The following is a 22,333-nucleotide window of genomic DNA, read 5'->3' as shown; positions in this document are numbered from 1 at the left end:
AATAAATAAGTCATCCCTTTGTGATATAATAATTTCGCGAAAAACCCAAATATATCACATAAGGAATGACTCAAATATGATTATATCATCAAATATTAAAAGTGAAAATGACCATTATAAAATTTTTGAAGCTGTTAAAATTGCATTTGCTAAATTAAATTCGAATATTAAAAGTACTAAAGGGCGACCACGTAAGTATTCAGATGAACAAATAGTTGCATGTATATTATATGGCGTTAAAAGTAGTATTTTCAGTTTAAGAGAGCTTGAATATCGTATAAAGCAAGACTATGTGTTTCAGTCTATAATTCAACTCAATCAAGTACCAGATTATTCTACATTCTCATTAAGAACTAAAATTTTAGAGAAACATATATATTATGGTATTTATGCTATGCTTGTTGAACTTATCAATCCTGAAACTAGACTGTGTGCAATAGATGGAACTGCTTTAAGAAGTTCAAAATACGATAGCGAAGCTAAATCCGGTAAGGGTACCCGCCTTGGATATTATAAAGGTTATAAATTACACTGTATTGCAGCAGTTAGTGATATTATAATTCCTCTAGTTTTTTATTTAACAACAGCTAATGTTTATGATAATCAAGTCTCAGATTTACTATATGAAGCTAAAATTTATAATCCATTTTTAATACTTGCAGATGCAGCATATGATTCATTAGAATGGTTTGAAATTGCTTCTAGCTTAGAATTTAATTTGTTAACTGATATAAATATGCGTAAGGCTAAAAGTATTGAGTCATTTACTGATAAACGATATGAAAATGCTTTGTTTATTCAATCTCCTATTGGATCAAAATTATATAAAAACAGATTGAAAATAGAGCAATTATTCTCTGTATTAAAGGGATTATATAACTTAGAAAACCCAAGGCTTTATGGGCAAGCCCGATACGAACGTCATATAAAATGGGTCTTATTAGCGTACTTAATAGATGAATTTAACAAAAAGCAGCAAGGAATAAAAACTAGAAAATATCCTTGGAATATATAATTTCTAAGAATATTTTCTTAAATAACCATTTGTAAAAATTAGTTATTCAACAACCTATATTAATAATAAAAATTCTCTCATACGTTTACTACAATGCCCCACTAATTACAAAATGTATAGCCAGTAGAAATGCACATTTTTTTCATCTCTACTGGCTATACATTTAATAAATATTTTATATTAAACCATAATTTAATATAAAATACTGTAAATTTTAAATTGTAACTTTTACTGTGTCTGAATTTTTATTAGCAATTAATTCATTCGCAACTTTTATTGCTCCTGTTGGACATTTTGCCAAACATGTTGCTTCACTACATTTTTCAGCACATATTTTCTGATCCACCACTGCGAGATTATTTTGAACTTGAATAGCTCCATAGCTGCAATTCTTTGCACAAAGTCCACAGCCTATACAAGCAGCACTACATAACTTTCTAGCAATAGCTCCCTTATCTTTTGAATTACAATCAACTTTTACTCTAGCATTTATTGATATCATTTGTATGACATTTTTAGGACATGATTCTTCACACTTACCACAACCAGTACATTTTTTTCTATTAACAACTGGAAGTCCATTTTCTCCCATTGTCATAGCTCCAAAAGGACAACTACTTACGCAAGTTCCAAATCCAATACATCCATGCTTACAGCCTTTGGGGCCTCCTTGTATTAGGCTTGCTGCCTTACAATCATGAACTCCTTTGTAATTATAACTTAATGCTGCTTTTTCACTTGTTCCTTTGCATCTAACATGAGCTATTCTTGGTTCCACTTCTTCTGCTTTTTTACCTGTAATTTCTGCTACAAGTTTTGCTACAGCATCCTTTCCTGGAACGCATAAATTAGGAGGAACATCATCTTTCATAACTACTGCTTCTGCATATGCTGCACATCCCGCATAGCCGCATGCACCACATTGTCCTTTAGGAAGAATATCTTCTACTTCATGAATTAGTGGATTCACCTCCATAGCAAATTTTCTATTTGCAAATGCTAAGATAAAACCAAAAACCGCACCTATTCCTCCAAGAACCACTAAAACCATTATAACAGTAAACATAATCTTTACTCATCTCCTTTATATCATTCCTGAAAATCCCAAGAATGCCAATGCCAACATACCTGCTAATATAAAAGCAACTCCTGTTCCTTCTAGTGGTTTTGGCACATCTGCATAAACCAGCTTTTCTCTTAAACTTGCCATAAGTACTAAGGCCAGTGCAAATCCCATTCCTGATCCAATTGAGAACACTACACTTTTTACAAACGAGTAGTTTGACTCAACACTTAATAATGGAACTGATAATACAATACAGTTTGTTGCTATTAAAAGAAGATATATTCCCCACATGCTGTATAATGTAGGTGCTTGTTTCTTTATAATTAATTCTAATAATTGCACAAAACTTGCTATAAGTATTACGAAAACAATAGTTGTTAAGAATGTCAAATGATATGGCAAAAGTACAAAATTATATACAACCCATGCTAACATTGAACTTAGAGTTATAACAGAGGTAACTGCCATTCCCATGCCTATTGATGCATCTAAACTTTTAGAAACTCCAAAAAATATACAAAGTCCAACAAATTTTGTTAAAACAAAATTATTTACAAGTAACGCACCTATAAACAATGTAAAATACTCTCTCATTATGCTTCACTTCCTTCTATTTTTTTAGCTTCTTTATGTGCATTGTGGAGCTTTATTGCTCCTATCATGTAACCTATTAGTATAAATGCACCAGCTGGTAGTATCATAATTAAAGGCGCGTTGTACCATGAGCCTAGTATTTTAACCCCAAGAATTGATCCACTTCCTAAAAGCTCTCTTATTACAGATATTGAAAGCATAGCTAATGTAAAACCACATCCCATTCCAAATCCATCTAAGAATGATGGAAACACTTTATTTTTTGATGCGAATACCTCTGCTCTTGCAAGTATTATAGCAAAAACAACTACTAAGTCTAAATAAATACCAAGAGCACTATATAATTCAGGTGATATTGCCTGCAATGCAAGTTCTACAACGGTAACTATAGTAGCTATAAATGTAATATAAACTGGTACTCTAACCTTTGGGTTTACAAATTTTCTTGTAAGCGATACAACTACGTTATTGCTTGTAATAACGAAAGTTACACATAAGCCCATAGTAAAACCATTTATCACTGATGATGTAACAGCTAATGCAGGACAAAGACTTAAGCATAACATAAATATTGGATTTTCATCGTACAAACCCTTGCTAAAAATTTTCCACTTTTCCTTCATATTATTTACCTCCTGCAAACTCTGTTACTTCATGCACAGCATTTTTGACAGCTAATGTTACAGCTCTAGATGAAATAGTTGCGCCTGTCATAGCTTGAATATCATCTTTATCAGAAGCATCTTTTGTAACTGTTAAATTTGCTTCTTTTTTTCCTTTAAATTGACTTCTAAAAGGTTCTTTTGAAGCATTATCTCCTAGACCTGGAGTTTCATTATGTGCTAGTATCTTATAATCTATTACTTCTCCTGCTGGTGTAATAGCTACAAGCATTTTAATTTCTCCACCATATCCTCTGCTTTCTCCTGGAACTACATATGCAATTACTTTACCGCCTTTTTCGGCTGTAAACCAATCGGCCTTATCTGGAACAGCCTTGAAATTATCGGCATCACTAACTAATGCTCTCATAGATTCTTGTTTTGATATTTCTCTCTTTTCAGATGCAATTGGTGCCGTAACATAATATACTAGTCCTATTATTAAACCAGATGCCAAGCAAGTTATTATTAAATTTATCGCTATCTGAAAAATAGAATACTCCTTATTAATAGCATGTTCATTGGACATTTTACTACCCCCTTGCTCCAAATTGTTTTGGCTTTACAAAACGATCTATTAGTGGTGTTACAGCATTCATAAGTAAAAGCGAATAGCAAACGCCTTCTGGATAACCACCTATTAATCTAATTAATGATGTTATTAGTCCAGCTCCCACTGCAAAAATTATTTGCCCTTTTAAAGTTATAGGTGCTGTAACCATATCTGTTGCCATAAAAAATGCACCTATAATTAATCCTCCAGCCATCATATGGAAAATAGGATCACCACTAAATAAACCTGAAGGTCCGAAAATCCAGGTTATTATTCCTACTGTTCCTATCATGCATACAGGAACTTGCCATTTTATATATCCCTTATATATAAGATACGCGCCTCCAATTATAAGAAGCATTGTTGAAGTTTCTCCTGCGCTTCCATTTCTTGTGCCAATAAACATAGCTTTATACAATTCTGTATTGCCACCAAAAGTTTCAATCAATTTAGAATATCCTTGTTGTTTTAATATGTTCAATGGTGTAGCAGAGCTAACAACATCTACTGAAGTTGTCATCTTTGTCCATGTTGTCATTGCAACTGGCCAAGATACCATTAATGCTGCTCTTCCGATATGAGCTGGATTAAAAATATTATATCCAAGCCCACCCATAGAATGCTTAGCTATTACTATGGCTACAAACGAACCCGCTATTATCATATAAACAGGTAACGTTGGGGACACACACATAGCTAGCAATAAGCCAGTTAAAAATGCACTTCCGTCAAATGCTGTGATCTTCTTTTTACGGAATTTTTGAACCAAATATTCAAAAGCAACTGCTGAAGCTGCACCAACAACTAAGTTAATTAATGCAGGGATACCAAAATAATATATAGAAAAAATAGCAGCTGGTGCTAATGCTATGTTTACATTCCACATTATCTTTGAGATTGATTCATCACAACGAATATGTGGAGATGCTGATACAGTAAAACTATTTTCCTGTGTATCAGCTTCTTTTGCTTTAATTCCTTGCACTTTACTTTCTTGTACTCCAATTTCGGAACTCATTTTACCCCTTCTTCCTTTACTTTTTTTGTGCCATTGCTAAATTTTGTGATTTTGAATATTTTATATACTGAACTATGTTACGTTTTGCAGGACATGTATAAACACAACTTCCACATTCAATACAATTTAGCAAATTATATTCCTCTTTGGCCTCTTTAAATTTATGACGTTCACCTAATATGCTTAGCATACTTGGGATTAGACCCATAGGACACGCCTCAACACATCTTCCACATCTTATACAAGGGGACTCCTCACCAGAATTTATGGCATCTTTACTTAATGCTAGAATTCCAGATACACCTTTAATTACAGGAACATCTAATGAAAATTGAGCCATTCCCATCATAGGCCCTCCCATAATTAGCTTCTCTGGTGTTTTGCTAAATCCACCACAATAACTTATGGCTTCTTTAAAACTTGTTCCTATTCTTAGTAATAAATTTTTAGGTTCCTTAATTGCATCTCCTGAAACAGTAGTAACTCTTTGAATTATTGGAATGCCATTTACTACTGCATCATAAATAGCTATAACTGTACCAACATTTTGTACAACAACTCCAACATCCATAGGCAATCCACCAGATGGAACTTCTCGACTTGTAAGCACTTTTATAAGCATCTTTTCTGCACCTTGGGGATACTTTGTAGGTAGAGCTACAATGTCAACTGATGTACCCTTAAATGCTTCTTTCATAACTTTTACTGCTTCTGGTTTATTATCTTCTATTCCTATAATTCCTTTGCTAACTCCTAGTGTTTTCATAACTATCTTGACTCCAGTTACTATACGGTCAGCATATTCAATCATCATTCTATAGTCTGCTGTCAAGTATGGCTCACATTCAGCAGCATTTACGATAAATGTATCAACTTCCTTGTTTGGAGAAAGTTTAACGTGTGTAGGAAATGTAGCACCACCCATTCCAACTATTCCAGCATTTTTTATGATATCAAGAACTTCTTTCTTCTCAAGATTTTCCCAATCTCGTTCTAATGGTATTCCATCGACCCATTCGTCTAACCCATCACTTTTAATAACAACTGATAAGCATTTTACTAACGATGTATGTGGCATTTCTGCAATACTTGTAACTTTTCCTGATATTGATGAATGTATTGGACTATGCATAAATGCTTCACTAGTTGCTATGACCTGTCCTTTTTTTACTATATCCCCAACTTTAACTATAGGTGTACATGGTGCTCCAATATGTTGGCTCATAGAAATAGTTACTGTTTCAGGTAATGGTGGTAACTCAATGGCTTTATCAGAAGTATACTTTTTACTGTCTTTCGGATGAATTCCTCCGAGAAAACTTTTTAACATTAATAATCGCCTCACAAACCTCTTAAGAATAAATTATTTACAATTAAATTTACATAACTACAATAATTCGTAAGATAATATTTATAATACAAGTAAATAATATTTACAATATGAGTAATATATACTTGAATAAATAATAGTTCATCAATTTTTTATTTAAATATCGAGAAATAAATCTATCATAAAATACGAATAATTACTGGCTTGGACTTTTCATTTGCAGCACTTGCCTTATCGAAATGTTTTACAATAACAATAGATAAAGCAAATATAACTACCCCACCAATCACTTGGAACATAAATTTATTAACTCCTATATATTGACCTATAAAACCTCCTAACATCACACCAATAAATAAAGCAATTAACGGCAGAATAAATACAATAAAAGCTGCTCTCAGAACATTGTTTTCTTTTATTTCAAGAATTACTCTTTGCCCTGGCTTTGCTCCTATTTTATTATTCGCTTCTAAGATTAGGCTTTCGCTTCCCGGGCAAGCACCACAGTTTTTGCAATCACTATGTCTGCCAACTTTAATTCTCGCCGAATTTCCAACCACCTCAATTACTAGGCCTTGTTCTGTTTTCATCGTTATCAAACTCCTTAAAATTGCTTATAACTTATTACACGAATACGTTTCTATTAACTTTCATCCAGTTAAAAAATATAGCATAAATAGATCACCTCACAAATATACGTTTTCATAACATTCAATATAATACATAAAATGTAATACCTTATTAATTAATGAATTATCTGGTATTTGTTTTATTATAAACCTTTATATTTTTAATTTAAAGAATAGTTTTTAAATTAACATTTTTAAGACGTTAATTCTTTAACATTCAAATTGCTAATTAATGTTTAAATAAGTTACTATTTAAACATTAATTAGCAATTGACTATCTTTACTGTGTAAAAAATACACATTTAACTTTAATCTCTTTATTGAATTTTGGTTATATAATTGATATTTTTTTAACATAGTTTTACATTTAATAAATTTTTTACTAAATAATAAAACTCATTATTTAATTTAAAATATATATTATGAGTTTCTCTATTAATTAATTGAGTCGGCATATAGATTCCTTGATGAAATCTTTAATATTTTAAATTTTGTGGATTATTTTTATCTTTTGGATAAACTATTAAAGTATAATAGTTTTAATAAATAAATTTGAACTTTACTTGGAAATAGAAAGGAGAATCATTTTGGTTGAGATTAAGGAAGGTAATCATAAATTTTATATTGGAGATGACGAAGATAATATAAAAGCTGTAGTAACATATATGGATAGTGGAGAAAATAACATTATACTTGATCATACTTTTGTATCACCAGAACTTAGAGGAAAAAATATCGGTCAGCAACTGGTTAAAAGGGTCGTGGATTTTGCTAGACAACATAACAAAAAGATAATACCACAATGTTGGTTTGCAGAAGAGGAATTTGTTTCACATAAAGAATATGAAGATGTTTGGTTCAAATAAAATTTTACCATTTCATGAGTATATTTGCTTATTTAAAAATAGATTAAAATTAATTAGAGAGAGTTACTATAGAAAACTCTCTCTAATTTAGTGAATAATTTTTGTATAATTAAGATTAATTCTGGATAATTTATGCACCAATTGTTGCTAACATTATCGCTTTTATAGAATGCATTCTATTTTCTGCTTCGTCAAATACTACAGATTGTTTTCCTTCGAATACTTCATCCGTAACTTCCAATGCAGTCATGCCAAATTTTTCTCCTACATCTTTTCCCACTTTAGTTTTTAAATCATGGTAAGCCGGTAAACAATGCATAAATATTGCGTTTTCATTTGCATTATTCATAACATCCTTGTTTACTTGATATGGGCTCAACAATTTTAGTCGACTTTCCCAAACTTCATCTGGTTCACCCATTGATACCCATACATCAGTATAGATCACATCTGCATTTTTAGTTCCTTTATTAACATCTTCTGTTAAAGTTATCGTACCTCCAGCTTCCTGAGCTATCTCCTTACATTTTTCCACTAACTCTTCTGATGGAAATAATTCTTTAGGTGCACAAGCAGTAAAATTTAAGCCCATCTTTGCACAAGCTACCATGAGAGAGTTTCCCATATTATTTCTTGCATCGCCCATATATACAAAATTAACACCTTTTAGTCTCCCAAGCTTCTCTTCTATTGTTAGAAGGTCTGCAATCATTTGAGTTGGATGAAATTCATCAGTTAATCCATTCCATACTGGAACTCCTGCATACTTAGCCAATTCTTCAACTATTTCCTGACTAAAACCTCTATACTCTATTCCGTCATACATTCTCCCAAGAACCCTTGCTGTATCTGCTATACTTTCTTTTTTTCCCATTTGAGATCCTGCTGAATCTAGGTATGTAACCCCCATCCCTAAATCTCTTCCAGCCACTTCAAATGAACATCTTGTTCTTGTAGATGTCTTTTCAAATAATAACACTATGTTCTTACCTTTCAGCTTATCATGTAAAATCCCAGTTCTTTTTAATGTTTTTAATTCCTTAGACAAATCTAACAGATATCTAATCTCTTCTGGTTTAAAATCTAATAACTTTAAAAAACTTCTTCCCCTTAAATTTACTGCCATGCTCATTCTCCTTCTATTTATAATATTTTTATAAATAAAAAATCTATTTTATTTAGTATATATACTGTAAATAAGTTTATACATAATATAGATGTCCAACTTTAAAACTAGACTTGTGTGATAACTTACCGAAATCATAAATATTTTGATTCCGAAAAGCTAAGAACCTTTAACAGCTCATTTTCAAATGTTTTCTCCACAAATATATTTATGATTTCTAGTGAAGATATGAGCTTAAAGTTTTAGCAACTTTGTAAATATGTTCATCTAATAAGTCTAATTCTTAAATTGTTTATCTACGCATAAACAATATATAACTTAGATTTACGTAATAATTTTTTATTTAATCCATATATTATTTATTATATGAATAATTATACAATAAATAGCATTATTATTCAATGTTTTAATACTATTTATTTATATTCAATATTTAAATAATACTTTTTCATTTAGAATTCCAACAAGCCAAGTCATTAATAAAAAGGAGCATCGTTTATGATCAAAATATAACCATTTTACGATACTCCCTTCTTTAATTATTATCTTTTATAACCGTATACGATATCTGTTAAATATTATAACATATTAATATTAATTCAACTTTATTTAGAAGGTGTAAGAGCCTCTATTATAGTTGTTTCTTGATCAGTTGTTATTGTTCCTGCTGTTACTAATCCATCTAATTTAGTCTTTATCATCTCTTTATATTTTTCAATTCCTTTAGATTTATCTTTTTCTCCTAATTGCTTTTCTTGTGGTTTTAACGCATTCTCTATTGCTGTTTCTTTATCTGAGGTCAATGTTCCAGCTGTTACCAAATTATCTAAAACTGTTTTAAAATTCCCTTTTGCATCTTTAAATGCTGTTTCTATTGCTGTCTGATCATCTGCTGTTATTGTTCCAGCTGTCACTAAATCTGATAGTTTAGTCTTAAAGAAATCTTTATGTCCTCCATTTTTAGCTTCTGGCTTTAATGCATTTTCTATTGCTGTTTCTTTGTCTGAAGTTAATGTCCCATTTGTTACTAGATTATCTAAAACTGTTTTAAAGTTTCCTTTAGTATTTTCAAGTGCTGTTTCTATTGCTGTCTGTTCATCTGCTGTTATTGTTCCGGCTGTCACTAAATCTGATAATTTAGTTTTAAAGAAATCCTTATGTTCTCCATTTTTAAATCCGCCTTGTGGCATTAATGCTTCTTTTATAGCAATTTCTTGATCTGAAGTTATCGATCCTGCTGATACTAAAGAATCTAATTTTGTTTGGAAACCATTCTCTCTACCTTGATGTTGAACTGCTGACTTATTGTTTGAAACATTTAATGAATCTGCCGCAAATACTCCTGTACTTGCAGATATCACCATACTCGCTAAAATAACTCCTGTCATAACTTTACTCTTAATACTTTTATTTTTCATTTAAATTACATCCTTTCAAATATGTTATTCTATAGTCTAATTATTTTTGTATTAACTTATGTTTTCTTAAATTATATAAGATAATTTTTACAGTTTTGTCACAGAATTTAGTCAAAAATGTTACAAGAATAAAAAAATTCCATAATTACTTATCTTATTATGTAAAATCAAATAATTAGTAACTTTATATTTTTTGATCATAATATGATTGATTACACAACTTTATAAGAGTATAATTTTTTAGAATGTAAATTTACAATTTGTTATAATTATGTATTTTAAGGGAGCTACAGGTGTATGACTAAGAATTTATTAAATAAGTACTTATTTAAATTAGATGCAAATATAGGTAAACAACCTAATAAAAAGACTGTTTTAATTATATTAATTTTAATTGTTGTATCTTTAGCTAGTTTGTTTTTTATTTCTACTAATGAAAATTCATATGGAAATCCAATAGCTAAAATAACATCAATAACCGAAAATGAATCCAAAGAAGAAAATTCTACTGGAAAAATAGAACCTATGAAAAATCAAAAAATTGAAGCTATTATTATGAATGGTACATTTAAAGGAAATTCCATTGAACTTAATAATACAACATCATTTTCTCAAGTTAACGACTTAGATTTAAAAGTAAATGATGAAATTTTTATATCTCTGCAAAGTGACGATAATAATGAAATAACTTCTGCAAAAATTCTGGATCTAAAGAGGGACAAATATGTTATTTATATGATAAACATTTTTATAGCTCTGATATTACTCGTTGGAGGAATAAAAGGTTTTAAATCCTTAGTAAGTGTTGTTGTTAATATTTTAATTGTATTTTCAATAATTGGTCTATTTTCCAAAGGTTATGACTTAGCTATACTTTCTATAATAGGAAGTATACTTTTTATAATTGCTTCTTTATTTATAGTATCAGGAAAAAATAAAAAAACAGCTTCAGCCATAATTGGAACTTTAGCAGGTACTTTAACCTCCATGCTAATAGCTGGTATTGTGATTAAGTTAAATAATTGGAGTGGAATTCACTTTGAAGAAATGGAGTTTCTAACTCATCCTCCAGAAAAGATATTTTTCATTGAACTTATTATAGGTACACTAGGTGGAATAATGGATATTGCAATTTCTATATCTTCTGCCATAGATGAGCTTTATGATAAAAATCCTAATATTGATAGTAAGTCCATAATTAAATCTGCTCGAGAAATTGGACAAGATATTATGGGAACAATGTCAAATACATTAGTTTTTGCTTATCTAAGTGGTAGTATGCCAATAATATTACTTCTGCTTAGAAACGGGTTACCTATAACTTATATTATAAATATAAATCTTTCTCTAGAATTTATGAGAGCGCTTATTGGAAGCATCGGAATAGTTTTAAGTATTCCAATAACAATTTTTACATCTATTGCTATTCTAAAAAAACATAAGATTGGAGAAGCTTAAGATCATGAATATAATACTAATATTATTAATTATTTTATTTATTCTTATGACAATTGTTGGAGGCACAAGAGGAATTAAATCATTTTTTACTTTAATCTTAAATTTCTTTACTTTTTTCTTTATGCTTATTCTAATTGGTGCAAAAATTGATCCTATTAAAGTTACTTTTATTTGTGCAATTTTCATTAGTTTTTTTAGTTTATTTTTTATTAATGGATTTAATAAAAAAACATTTTCTTCTTTATTATCTGTTATAATAGTTATTTTCTTAGTTATGTTTATAACATATAATATGAGTATGAATGCTCAAATACAAGGTTTTAGCAATGAGCAGGCAGAAACTGTTGCATTCCTATCTCTATATGTTCAATTGAACTTTTCAAAAATTGTAATATGTGAAATTCTAATTGGATTATTGGGTGCAATTATAGATGTATCTATATCAATATCATCATCAATGAATGAAATTTATAAGAATGATCCTATGTCAAGTAAGTATAGCTTATTTAAATCTGGAATGAATATTGGTAAAGATATCTTAGGAACCATGACTAATACTCTTCTCTTTGCATACATAAGCGGATTTATGACATTAATAATATATTTTAATGAACTCAATTACCCTATCTCTACTATTATAAACGAAAAAGTTTTTTGTTCTGAAGTATTTCAAGTTTTAAGCTGTGGCATAGGTATTATTCTTATCATTCCTATTACTGCATTAATATCTTCAAGACTTTTAGTTTTAAACATGCGCTCAAAGAAAAATATGACCGTATAAATATTGTTTTAAAAAATAAAAAACTATTTTGTTGTCTATCTATCCTTTTAAATATTTAAACAACAAAATAGTTTTTTATTTCTATATCCCTCAATTTAGGTTAAATTAACTTAATCTAAATTCCTTATATAATTTCCAAGTTCCTTCTTCCCATTTATAAATAGTTATATTATCGAAGCTACACTTAAACTCACAATTATATCCATGAATGTAATCCCAAACTTTATCATAAATAGATTTTAAATTCTTTGATGCCAAGGTCACATGAAAAGTTTTATTTTTTTCATCTTTTCTATCAAATGTAACATAAGGTATCTCACTCATTTTATCTATTAGTCTATCATGAACTTCTTTTGCCTCCTTAGACATATTTACCTTCATAAAAATTACCCTATCATCAAAATGATCATATCTATCAATTGTAAATGGCTCTGCTTTTTCCACTTTGATAAATTCATCGAGAACATTATTTAAATCTGTAATTACATCATCATATTCAAAAGGTGCCTTAATTGTAAAATGTGCAGGAAGTTTAGATGATTTTGCTTTAAATTTTCTAAAAAGCTCTTTTCTTAAATTATTATTAAAATCTCCTGCTTCACCGTGTACTACAGAAACTATTACATATCTCATATCTATTTCTCCTTACATAATCAAACTTACTGTAATTAAGTTTATAGTTTATAATCAGATTCCCATTCATAATTCTATTTTTTCATTACAATAAAATATTATGTAAATATCTATCGGTATTATATCTTATCAATTTTATGCGCTGAGGGCATTTCCATCCATATCTCAATAACTATAAATTCTTTATCTTAGAAACTATTTTATCATATACTTTCTTCATGTGTAGTTCATTAGAAAATATATTTATTTCATCAATAGGTATCCATTTAACAGCACTGTTTTCATCTGGCTTAACAATAAGTTCCTCAGTTTCATCAGCTTCAATAATATATGCTAGAGAAGCATGTAAATGTGGAGAAACAAATTTTCCTTTTTTTATATGCCCAAAAACAGGTAAAATGTCTATTGAAGCTATTTCATTATTAACGGGTATTAGTTTTTTTACCCCAGTCTCCTCTCCTGCTTCTTTAATTGCAACAAACAACAAATCTTTTTCTCCATCAGCGTGGCCACCAGTCCATGCCCATGAATTATATATATTGTGATAAACCATTAAAACCTTGCTTCTAGATTTATTAATCACAAATGCCGAACTTGTCATATGTATAATTTCATTATCTCTAGTTAAAATATCATCAAATATTCTAGAATACTTTAATATAATTTCCCTATCCTTCATTTCCTGCTCGTTACAAGGATTGTATTCCTTTACTGCATCAATCCACTCCATAATTTATCTCACTCTCACTAATTTTATATATTCTATAAACTACTATACCATATATTTAAAGTCTTTCAAGTTAATGCTTAGCAGGCCTCTAAATTGGACATTATTTCATATTTGACATACTATTGACACAATAATGATATATATTATATTTGAGATAGTAATTTAATTATTATTATTTCTCCCCATAATTAATAATTATATAAATGCTAACAAAGGTGTAAATAATGACTTATTCCCCTAAATAGGTCATTATTTATATTTTGCGCTCTAATGAATAAAATTTTTTTAAATATTAATAATATTATTAACATCAATAATCTATATTAATATAAATTCAAGAGGTGAAAAAAATGCTTAAAGCTTTGAGTTATATAGGAAATAAGTTTAATGATTTAAATATCGTTTGGGGCGCTGGGGGATCAGTCTTACTAAGTCACTTTGGTCTTTTAAATAACCTAAATGATATATCTATTTTCGTTAATGTAAACGATATTAGAAAAATTGATGAAATGTTTAAAGATATGAGCAATGAAATAGCAAACAAAGAAAGTAAATTATATTCACCAAAATATTTTCATAAATCTATTATAGAAGGCTCTGAGGTTAATATTATAGCTGGATTAAAGATTAATCACAGCAATGGTACATTCAAATATATTTTTCATTCTGATTCAATCTCAGAATTAACGGACATTAATAAAATTGATATCCCATTAATGTCCTTAGAAGATTGGTATGTACTTTATCAATTAAATCCTAACACAAAAGAAAAAGCAGCGCTAATAGAAAAATATCTATTAACAAATGACATAAAAAATCCTAATTTACTAGAAAGATCTTTAAGAGGTGATTTACCTTTAGAATTAATAAACAAAATCGAAAGAATGTTAGTATGATTCAGACCTCTAATTTTAACATTCCGTGTATATTAGTATGATAACTTCTATTTCTAATCTTTCATAATTTAGAACATTATCATAAGTTAAACATATTCCTATTTTATATCTTAATGTAATGTAACTTAATTCCAAACTATTAATATTTAATCAATGCTTCTTTTCATTTTGTATTTAATAAATAATCTTATTGATAAGTAAAATCTATATTGTAAATTAATATATTAGGCAAACTTATCTTTCTGCTCAAAAAGGATATGAATAATATCACATCCTTTATGCTTTTAATATCTAATCTAATCAAAAAAAAGTCTATTTCTTACTATTGATTCGTCTCTAGTGGTGCCTCCGGTTCCCATGCCACCACCTGTTGTTCCTCCAGCGCCCATGCCGCCGCTTGTTGTTCCTCCGGTTCCCATGCCACCACTTGTTGTTCCTCCAGTTCCCATGCCACCGCCTGTTGACCCTCCAGTTCCTGTGCCACCGCCTGTTGTTCCTCCGGTTCCCATGCCACCGCCTGTTGTTCCTCCGGTTCCCATGCCACCGCCTGTTGTTCCTCCGGTTCCCATGCCACCACTTGTTGTTCCTCCGGTACTTGGTCCTCCTAATAAAGTGGTTGCTCCTGTATTCTGCCACTGTTGAACTTGTGTAATTGCTTCCTGAGGAGTTTTACCTAAGCCAACAAGCACTCCTAGTAAAATAGCTTTTTGATATGAGCGTCGTGCACCAACACCTTGTAATCCAGCTCCCTGACTAGTATCATTCAAAGAATAACTCACTATTGGCTCAATATATCTAATCCAATCATCTGGTCTAAAATTCGATGTATTTTGCTTAACTTGCCTCTTCATATTTTCATTGATATCAAAATTCATGTCACGCATGTTATTATCATCTACTAATATACCAACTTTAGGTGCATTATTAAGAATTTGCATCATTCCATGACAAGAATTAAATTGGTCTGTTAAATCCTGACCTGCATTAAGACCATGGTGTGTCCCTCCGCTCCAATTTGATTCATTGCTTACATCATAAACGACACCTTCTATAGCTACATACGCAGGTTTTCCTCCTCTTCCATCATATTGTGATAAATCATCTAATGTAAGTTCTTTAGGTTGCCTAAAAGAATTGCTTCCTGTAAGTTCATTAATAGTTTTTAAATCAAAATAAATAGACATAAATACCTCTCAAATATTTTTACCTATAAAATATATGCAGTTTCCTTGAAATAAATTCCTAAAAAGCACTTAAATTGTAAATAATAAAAATGTTCCATTTATCTTTTCTGTCTCTGTTCGTAAATCGAACAAAGACAGAATCTACTTTGATTACTATTTTGTAAATTTTCTTAACATATTTATAAAAAACTTAAAATATTTTTGATAAATTCTAAACGTTACTAGATTTTTCAGCAATTATATAGTAATATAGATATACTAAATTTGAATTTTTTTCAAATGATGTATACTTCTTTTAAAATAATATAACGTTATATCATTTATAGTATACAACATATTTCTTTCATTCATTTTTAGATATATATAATTTTATACAAGGGGGCTTTACAATGAGTTTTGTAAATGTAAGAAAAATACCATCTCCAGAGGAAATAAAAGAAATTACTCCTCTAGCTGACAATCTAAAAAGGATTAAAGCAGAAAGAGATGAAGAAATCAAGAAAATATTTTCAGGCAATAGTGATAAGTTTGTAGTTATAATAGGACCTTGCTCGGCAGATGATGAAAATTCTGTTTGCGATTATGTTAACAGACTTGCAAAAGTAAATGAAAAAGTTAAAGATAAGCTTTTTATTGTTCCTAGAATTTATACAAATAAGCCTAGAACTACTGGTGAAGGATATAAAGGAATGTTTCATCAACCAGATCCTGAAAAATCACCTAATATTCTTGAAGGATTGATTTCAATCAGAAAGATGTTTATTCGTGCTATAGAAGAATCTGGGTTAACTCCAGCAGATGAAATGCTTTATCCTTCGAATTATATGTACTGCGATGATTTACTTACTTACGTGGCTATTGGAGCAAGAAGTGTTGAAAATCAACAGCATAGACTTACAGCCAGTGGAATTGATGTCCCTGTTGGTATGAAAAATCCAACAAGCGGAGACTTATCAGTAATGTTTAACTCAATTCAAGCAGCTCATGCAAAACATAACTTTTTATATAGGCATAATGAAGTAAATACTACTGGTAATCCTTATGCTCATGCAATTATGCGTGGTTCAGTTAATAAGCATGGTAATAATATTCCTAATTATCACTACGAAGATTTAATGAGAGTTTCTGAACTATATGGAGAATGCAACTTTCCATATCCATCAGTAATTGTCGATGCAAATCATGCTAACTCTATGAAGAAATTTGCTGAACAACCCCGCATAGTTAAAGAAATACTCTACAGCAGAGGATATAACAATGATTTAAAAAAATTAGTTAAAGGTGTTATGATTGAAAGTTACATAGAAGAAGGATCTCAAAAAATTGATGAACACATTTATGGCAAATCAATTACTGATCCTTGCTTAGGTTGGGCTGCTACTGAGCAATTGCTTTACTATATTGCAGAACAAGTTTAATAAAATATATTAATTAAATAATCAAGTCAGTATGAAAATTTTATCATACTGACTTGGTATTTTGGGGAACTAATTACACGATTTATTAAAAAGTATCGGATTTAAATTTGTATTTTTATATATAGAATTTAAAATTATTGCTCTATGACACATCCCTCAAACACTTATATTTATGTATCTCTATCTTTACACTCTAATATCTTCTCTTTGTATATCTATTATTTCTGCATCTGTATTATTTTCTATAAAGGTTATAAGGTTCTCCATAGTAGAATCAGATTGAGCTGAATTAGAACATATTCCTGCAATACCTATAACTATTGTTTTATGAACATCTTGTTCATAAGCCTCAGATACAGATATGTTAAACTTATTTTTTAATTTTTGTGTTACGCTTTTTACAATCATTCTTTTCTCTTTTAATGAGTGAACCCACGATGCTCTTAATGTGACTTTCATAAATAAAATATTCATATAATAATCGCGTCCCTTTTCTTAAACTATAAATATAATTTAGTTTCAATTCTTCTGTCATATTCTGACCAGTTTCCTGGCTCTGTTCTATCTTTTATTTGAGAAATTTTATTCATTGTTGCATCTATTGAATCTGCATAATTTATTATAAAAGATTCTTCCATTCTCATTTCTCTAGGTGAACCATATTCAAGTTTTCCATGATGTTGAACTACACAGCCTTTTATTCTCATGATAAAATCTTCACTATAATATGAAGGATTTTTCATGATTGCCTTATCTATCATTTCAACACCAATAACGATATGCCCTTCCATTTCACCTCTAAGAGTATATTTAAACGGTCCATCATAAGATAACTCATAAATCTTCCCTATGTCATGCAGTTTTGCAGCAAGTATGGCAATTTCTGTTCTTCTGCAACCATATCTTTCGCAAAGCATTAAAGTTAAATGCATAACATTTAATGTATGTTCCGCAAGTCCTCCTATGTAATTATGATGCATCGATACTCCGCCTATACCTCTTTTAAATTTGTCTAGAAACTCTTCATCTTTAAAGAAATAATCGTTCAAGGCTTTAGCCTCTTTTGAAATTATATACTTACTTGTATAAAACTCTATTTCCTGCATAATATCATCAACAGGCCTATTTACTGTTGGAAGATAATCTGAAATGCTATAGCTTGTAATAATTTCATATTTTTTCGCATCTAGAATTCCATCTTTAATTCCCTCAACTTCTAAAACTATTCCATCTGTAATATCATCTTTCTTGTTGGGTAAATTTGCCTTCGTTTCTCCACTTTTATCAGCCAATATGCAGACTATTTTTGCAGGATCTCTAAATAATATTTTCATGACCATTAGTGATATTTTTACGCTTTCACCGCTTTTCACATTGCTTAAAAAATTCTCTTTTGTATTCATTGTTTCCTCCAATTTTATCAGCTTATTTTATATATTGCTTCTAAGTTAAACATAGTATATGCAAAACAGTAACTTTATAATATTAAAAATTATATTTGTATCATCTTTCATTGTTTTATCTCTTCATTTTAAATTCACCTTGCTCTTAATACAAGATACTATCTACATTTTATAATATCAAATAAACTGTAAAAATGGGTAATTTTATAGAATTTTAGAAAAAAAAGGGGTATAATATTAATGCATTTGTTTAATCAACTTTTTATGTTAAAACAAATTTCTGATAAATTATAAATTTATATATACTTAGCCAAGCCTATATACATAGCTAATTATTTAAACATATGGAATAGTCACTTTTACTTACAAAATCGCTATTGAATAATATATGATCTATTAGTAAAAATCAGCTATGAGGTAAATTAATCTCTTAGCTAAAATGGGAGGATAACATGAAAACTAATTTGGGTATAGTAATTTGTGAAAATTTTATTGAAGAGATTGAATTTGCAGTAAAGACTTATAATATAAAAAATGTTATGATTATACCATTTACATCCACATGTTCAAAAGCAACAAACACAAAAAATCACTGTTTAATAGAGGCTATTAATTTATGTGAAAAAATGTGTAATAAAATTTTTGTTATTATTGAAAATAATTGTTGCAGCTCTAACTTAGAAGATTTTATTAATAACAAAGAAAAATGCACACTATATAAAATGGAACACTGTCTTAACTTATTTATTAATAAAGATGTAGTTAATAATCTTTTAGATACAAATTCATATGTTATAACATCAGGCTGGCTTAAAAACATGGATAAAGATAATACCTCATTTATTTTAGATAAAAAACCCAATAAGCTTCTCCTATTAGATACAGGAATTTATGAGGACAGCACAAAAGAAATTCAAATACTAGCTAACAACTTAAATTTACCTTACGATTCTTTTTTTGTCGGTTTAGATTTTTTTCATATGTTTATTGAAAAGATTATGCTTGATTGGAAGCTCGAATTAAAAAATAAGAAAAAAATTAGTAATATAAAAATTCTCAGAGAAGAGAAATATAAAAAACTAAAAGACACTTATAAGTTAATTGAAAAGAAAAAGGGGCAACTCTTATACATATTAGACAGTATTTATGAGGGAGTTTTTATTTTAGACACAAATTATAAAATACTTTTTGTGAATAAAGGCGTGGAAAAACTACTAAACATTAACAATTTTAAAAGTATTCTAGGTAGAGACTTATTTGAAATTGGCATTGTTCATAAGGATTATCGCGATATTATACTTAATAGATTTGAAAAAGTGCTTAAGCATAATATATCAGTACCTATAATCGAAGAAAAAATGATTCAATTCGATGGAAATATTATTCCAGTAAATATATACTCTGGAGCTATTGAATATGAAGGTAACCCATGTATATTAAGTGTTATCCGAGATATTTCGGAACATAAAAAATCTGAAAATCTTAGATTAAAAATACAAGAGCAAAGTCGGTTATTAGATAAAGCTGCAGAATATGATAAACTTAAAACAGAATTTTTTGCAAATTTATCTCATGAATTTAGAACCCCACTAAACGTAATGCTTAGCACACTGCAACTTCTAAATTTAATTGGAGCAAACAAAACTAATACAGATAGTAAAGACAAAATAAGCAAATACTATAATATTATGAAACAAAACTGCTATAGGTTATTAAGGCTAGTAAATAATTTAATAGATATTACTAAAATTGATGCTGAATACTTTAAACTCAGCTTAAAAAATGAAAATATCATATCCACTATAGAAGATATAACTTTATCTGTAACTGATTATGCTAAAAACAAAGGTTTAGACATTATTTTTGATACAAACATTGAAGAAAAGCTAATGGCTTGCGATGCGGATAAAATCGAAAGAATAATGCTTAATCTTCTTTCAAATGCCATAAAATTTACTTCTTCTGGAGGAAGCATATTTGTAAATATACTAGATAAAGATTCAAGCATTATAGTCTCTGTAAGAGATACTGGTGTTGGAATCCCTAAAGATAAACAATTATCCATTTTCAAGAGATTTGTTCAAGTAGATAAATCACTTTCGCGAAAAAGAGAAGGAAGTGGCATAGGACTTTCTCTCGTAAAATCCCTTGTTGAACTTCACAATGGTACAATTAAAATCAATAGTGAATATGGCAAAGGCAGTGAGTTTATAATAGAGCTTCCCGTTAAAGTTTTGCCAGAAAGCGAAAATGTTACTTCAGATGAGGATTTAGCAAAAGAAAGTAATATTCAAAGAATAAAAATAGAGTTTTCTGATATATATGATTAAATATTTTTAATATCAGTACATAAGGCCGCTATTAATATTTTAAGTACCTTATGTGCTGTAATTTTTAATATGACTCTAATCTAATACTCTTCCAACATATTTCATATTGGACCTACTTAGTCTGCTTATTTTAACAACATCTCCAGTTCGAGGCGCTTGAATATACATATCATCCCCTATATACATCCCTACGTGTGTAGATTCTGATGGTTTATTAAATACCAAATCTCCTGGTTTAATTTCAGATATGCTAATTGTTTTCGCAAAACGCTGCTGGTCCTGTGATATTCTAGGTATATATATCCCTTGCGACTTAAATACATATTGAATCAAACCCGAGCAATCAAAGCCTGATGGTGACTCTCCTCCCCATAAATAAGGAACTTTCAAATATTTTTCAGCTTCTTCTATTAGAGACCTTTTCTGACCAGTAATATCAGATGATAATGTAACCGGAACAGTTATGCCTGTATTCCTGCTCAATAATATATTATTATCTTTAATATATTTTAATAGTTTATCTTTTTGATCCTCTAATTCTACAACTTGATTTCTAATATCGTTTTCATTTTTTTGCAAATCAGCTTTTCCTTTTTCTATCTCTTCATTTACTTCTATGATCCTTTTTTCGGACTCTTTTGCTTGTAAAATCATATTTTTATCATTTTCACATATTTTATATATTAATGATGCCTTATTCATTGCTTCTAAAACATTTCCCGAAGAAATTAAAGCATCTAAGTATTGAAGCGTTGTTGATTCAACACCTCCATTTAACTGTATACCTTTTAATCTATCGGCTAATTTCTTATCTTTCTCTTCTACATCTTCCTTAGCTATCTTTAATTGTTCTTCATTATCCTTTATTTGCTTTTCCTTTTGAGAAACTTCTTCTTTAATCTTATTTAGCTTGTCTATATTATTATCAATTTTGCTATCACATTCTTGAATGTTTTGTATAGCTTGTTCGAGTGATAGTTCAGGTTCTGCAAAAGCTGGCAATTCATTACTCATCATTGTCATAAAAAATAGTAAAGCTACTATTAACGCAAATTTACACCTAATTTTCATCTTATCCTCCCCTGGCATCTACTAAATATGAATCTCGACATTCTAAAAACAAAATCTTAATATATGAATATTCTTAACTAACAATAACAACATAATTTATCTGATGTCTAGTCACATTTGTCACTCACTTTTTAAGCGGGTGGAAACTGTGG

General features: G+C 29.5%; 22 protein-coding genes. 7 read left to right on the top strand and 15 right to left on the bottom strand.

Features of this window, described 5'->3' with window-relative positions; translation table 11 throughout:
- Window positions 1-76 precede the first annotated feature (76 nt).
- Complete coding sequence (locus AXY43_RS00395) at window positions 77-1,015, top strand: transposase (protein WP_054249135.1); 939 nt, start codon at window positions 77-79, stop codon at window positions 1,013-1,015.
- 214 nt (window positions 1,016-1,229) lie between these two features.
- Here AXY43_RS00395 and rnfB read toward each other — a convergent pair whose 3' ends face one another.
- The 7 genes from rnfB to AXY43_RS00360 form a co-directional block, all read right to left on the bottom strand.
- Window positions 1,230-2,081, bottom strand: coding sequence for an RnfABCDGE type electron transport complex subunit B (gene rnfB / locus AXY43_RS00390; RefSeq protein ID WP_023974619.1), 852 nt, complete (start codon window positions 2,079-2,081; stop codon window positions 1,230-1,232).
- An 18-nt stretch (window positions 2,082-2,099) separates the two neighbouring features.
- Window positions 2,100-2,675 carry an electron transport complex protein RnfA gene (locus AXY43_RS00385; RefSeq protein WP_012058667.1) on the bottom strand — a complete coding sequence of 192 codons (576 nt, stop codon included), beginning with the start codon at window positions 2,673-2,675 and terminating at the stop codon, window positions 2,100-2,102.
- A complete protein-coding gene (gene rsxE / locus AXY43_RS00380; protein ID WP_017211714.1) occupies window positions 2,675-3,298 on the bottom strand; it encodes an electron transport complex subunit RsxE in 624 nt (207 codons plus the stop codon). The genes AXY43_RS00385 and rsxE overlap by 1 nt, the downstream gene beginning before the upstream one ends.
- Window position 3,299: 1 nt before the next feature.
- A complete protein-coding gene (locus tag AXY43_RS00375) occupies window positions 3,300-3,866 on the bottom strand; it encodes an RnfABCDGE type electron transport complex subunit G (protein ID WP_012058665.1) in 567 nt (188 codons plus the stop codon).
- A gap of 4 nt (window positions 3,867-3,870) precedes the next feature.
- Window positions 3,871-4,908: an RnfABCDGE type electron transport complex subunit D gene (locus AXY43_RS00370; protein WP_023974618.1), complete on the bottom strand. Its 1,038-nt coding sequence runs from the start codon at window positions 4,906-4,908 to the stop codon at window positions 3,871-3,873.
- Between the two features lie 16 nt (window positions 4,909-4,924).
- Window positions 4,925-6,238 (bottom strand): electron transport complex subunit RsxC, encoded by a 1,314-nt coding sequence (gene rsxC / locus AXY43_RS00365; RefSeq protein ID WP_105410753.1) that lies wholly within the window; start codon window positions 6,236-6,238, stop codon window positions 4,925-4,927.
- A 179-nt stretch (window positions 6,239-6,417) separates the two neighbouring features.
- Window positions 6,418-6,828, bottom strand: coding sequence for a SoxR reducing system RseC family protein (locus AXY43_RS00360; RefSeq protein WP_017211716.1), 411 nt, complete (start codon window positions 6,826-6,828; stop codon window positions 6,418-6,420).
- A 626-nt stretch (window positions 6,829-7,454) separates the two neighbouring features.
- Here AXY43_RS00360 and AXY43_RS00355 point away from each other — a divergent pair.
- A complete protein-coding gene (locus AXY43_RS00355) occupies window positions 7,455-7,733 on the top strand; it encodes a GNAT family N-acetyltransferase (protein WP_039772431.1) in 279 nt (92 codons plus the stop codon).
- Window positions 7,734-7,863: 130 nt separating this feature from the next.
- Here the strand turns inward: AXY43_RS00355 and argF are convergent, their stop codons facing one another.
- Window positions 7,864-8,859, bottom strand: coding sequence for an ornithine carbamoyltransferase (gene argF / locus AXY43_RS00350; RefSeq protein ID WP_023974615.1), 996 nt, complete (start codon window positions 8,857-8,859; stop codon window positions 7,864-7,866).
- Window positions 8,860-9,464: 605 nt separating this feature from the next.
- Window positions 9,465-10,277, bottom strand: a complete 813-nt coding sequence (locus tag AXY43_RS00345) for a hypothetical protein (protein WP_105410752.1) — start codon at window positions 10,275-10,277, stop codon at window positions 9,465-9,467.
- A 297-nt stretch (window positions 10,278-10,574) separates the two neighbouring features.
- Between AXY43_RS00345 and AXY43_RS00340 the strand changes: the two genes are divergently transcribed.
- Entirely contained in the window at window positions 10,575-11,735 is a 1,161-nt protein-coding gene (locus tag AXY43_RS00340) for a YibE/F family protein (protein WP_105410751.1), read from the top strand.
- Window positions 11,736-11,739: 4 nt separating this feature from the next.
- A complete protein-coding gene (locus tag AXY43_RS00335; protein WP_039769735.1) occupies window positions 11,740-12,516 on the top strand; it encodes a YibE/F family protein in 777 nt (258 codons plus the stop codon).
- 105 nt (window positions 12,517-12,621) lie between these two features.
- On the opposite strand, the gene AXY43_RS00330 is transcribed toward AXY43_RS00335, so the two are convergent.
- Together AXY43_RS00330 and AXY43_RS00325 are read right to left on the bottom strand one after the other, a co-directional pair.
- Window positions 12,622-13,149, bottom strand: a complete 528-nt coding sequence (locus AXY43_RS00330; RefSeq protein WP_023974612.1) for a 2'-5' RNA ligase family protein — start codon at window positions 13,147-13,149, stop codon at window positions 12,622-12,624.
- A 172-nt stretch (window positions 13,150-13,321) separates the two neighbouring features.
- Window positions 13,322-13,879, bottom strand: coding sequence for an NUDIX hydrolase (locus tag AXY43_RS00325; protein WP_023974611.1), 558 nt, complete (start codon window positions 13,877-13,879; stop codon window positions 13,322-13,324).
- A gap of 350 nt (window positions 13,880-14,229) precedes the next feature.
- On the opposite strand from AXY43_RS00325, the gene AXY43_RS00320 reads away from it, so the two are divergent.
- Entirely contained in the window at window positions 14,230-14,775 is a 546-nt protein-coding gene (locus AXY43_RS00320) for a hypothetical protein (protein ID WP_023974610.1), read from the top strand.
- Window positions 14,776-15,071: 296 nt separating this feature from the next.
- Here AXY43_RS00320 and AXY43_RS00315 read toward each other — a convergent pair whose 3' ends face one another.
- Window positions 15,072-15,959 (bottom strand): cytochrome b5 domain-containing protein, encoded by an 888-nt coding sequence (locus tag AXY43_RS00315; protein WP_105410750.1) that lies wholly within the window; start codon window positions 15,957-15,959, stop codon window positions 15,072-15,074.
- A 389-nt stretch (window positions 15,960-16,348) separates the two neighbouring features.
- Here AXY43_RS00315 and AXY43_RS00310 point away from each other — a divergent pair, with 389 nt between their 5' ends.
- Window positions 16,349-17,377 (top strand): 3-deoxy-7-phosphoheptulonate synthase, encoded by a 1,029-nt coding sequence (locus tag AXY43_RS00310; RefSeq protein WP_023974608.1) that lies wholly within the window; start codon window positions 16,349-16,351, stop codon window positions 17,375-17,377.
- Between the two features lie 186 nt (window positions 17,378-17,563).
- On the opposite strand, the gene AXY43_RS00305 is transcribed toward AXY43_RS00310, so the two are convergent.
- Window positions 17,564-17,851, bottom strand: a complete 288-nt coding sequence (locus tag AXY43_RS00305) for a DUF503 domain-containing protein (RefSeq protein WP_023974607.1) — start codon at window positions 17,849-17,851, stop codon at window positions 17,564-17,566.
- A gap of 26 nt (window positions 17,852-17,877) precedes the next feature.
- Window positions 17,878-18,780 (bottom strand): 3'-5' exoribonuclease YhaM family protein, encoded by a 903-nt coding sequence (locus tag AXY43_RS00300; protein WP_023974606.1) that lies wholly within the window; start codon window positions 18,778-18,780, stop codon window positions 17,878-17,880.
- A 452-nt stretch (window positions 18,781-19,232) separates the two neighbouring features.
- Here AXY43_RS00300 and AXY43_RS00295 point away from each other — a divergent pair, with 452 nt between their 5' ends.
- Window positions 19,233-21,110 (top strand): sensor histidine kinase, encoded by a 1,878-nt coding sequence (locus AXY43_RS00295; protein ID WP_023974605.1) that lies wholly within the window; start codon window positions 19,233-19,235, stop codon window positions 21,108-21,110.
- Between the two features lie 75 nt (window positions 21,111-21,185).
- Here AXY43_RS00295 and AXY43_RS00290 read toward each other — a convergent pair whose 3' ends face one another.
- On the bottom strand, window positions 21,186-22,181 hold the full coding sequence (locus AXY43_RS00290) for an NlpC/P60 family protein (RefSeq protein ID WP_012058648.1): 996 nt from the start codon (window positions 22,179-22,181) through the stop codon (window positions 21,186-21,188).
- Window positions 22,182-22,333: the final 152 nt, after the last annotated feature.

It is taken from the genome of Clostridium sp. MF28 (assembly GCF_002969175.1).
Classification (GTDB): Bacteria; Bacillota; Clostridia; order Clostridiales; family Clostridiaceae; genus Clostridium; species Clostridium beijerinckii.
This window is presented reverse-complemented; position numbering and strand designations above follow the sequence as displayed.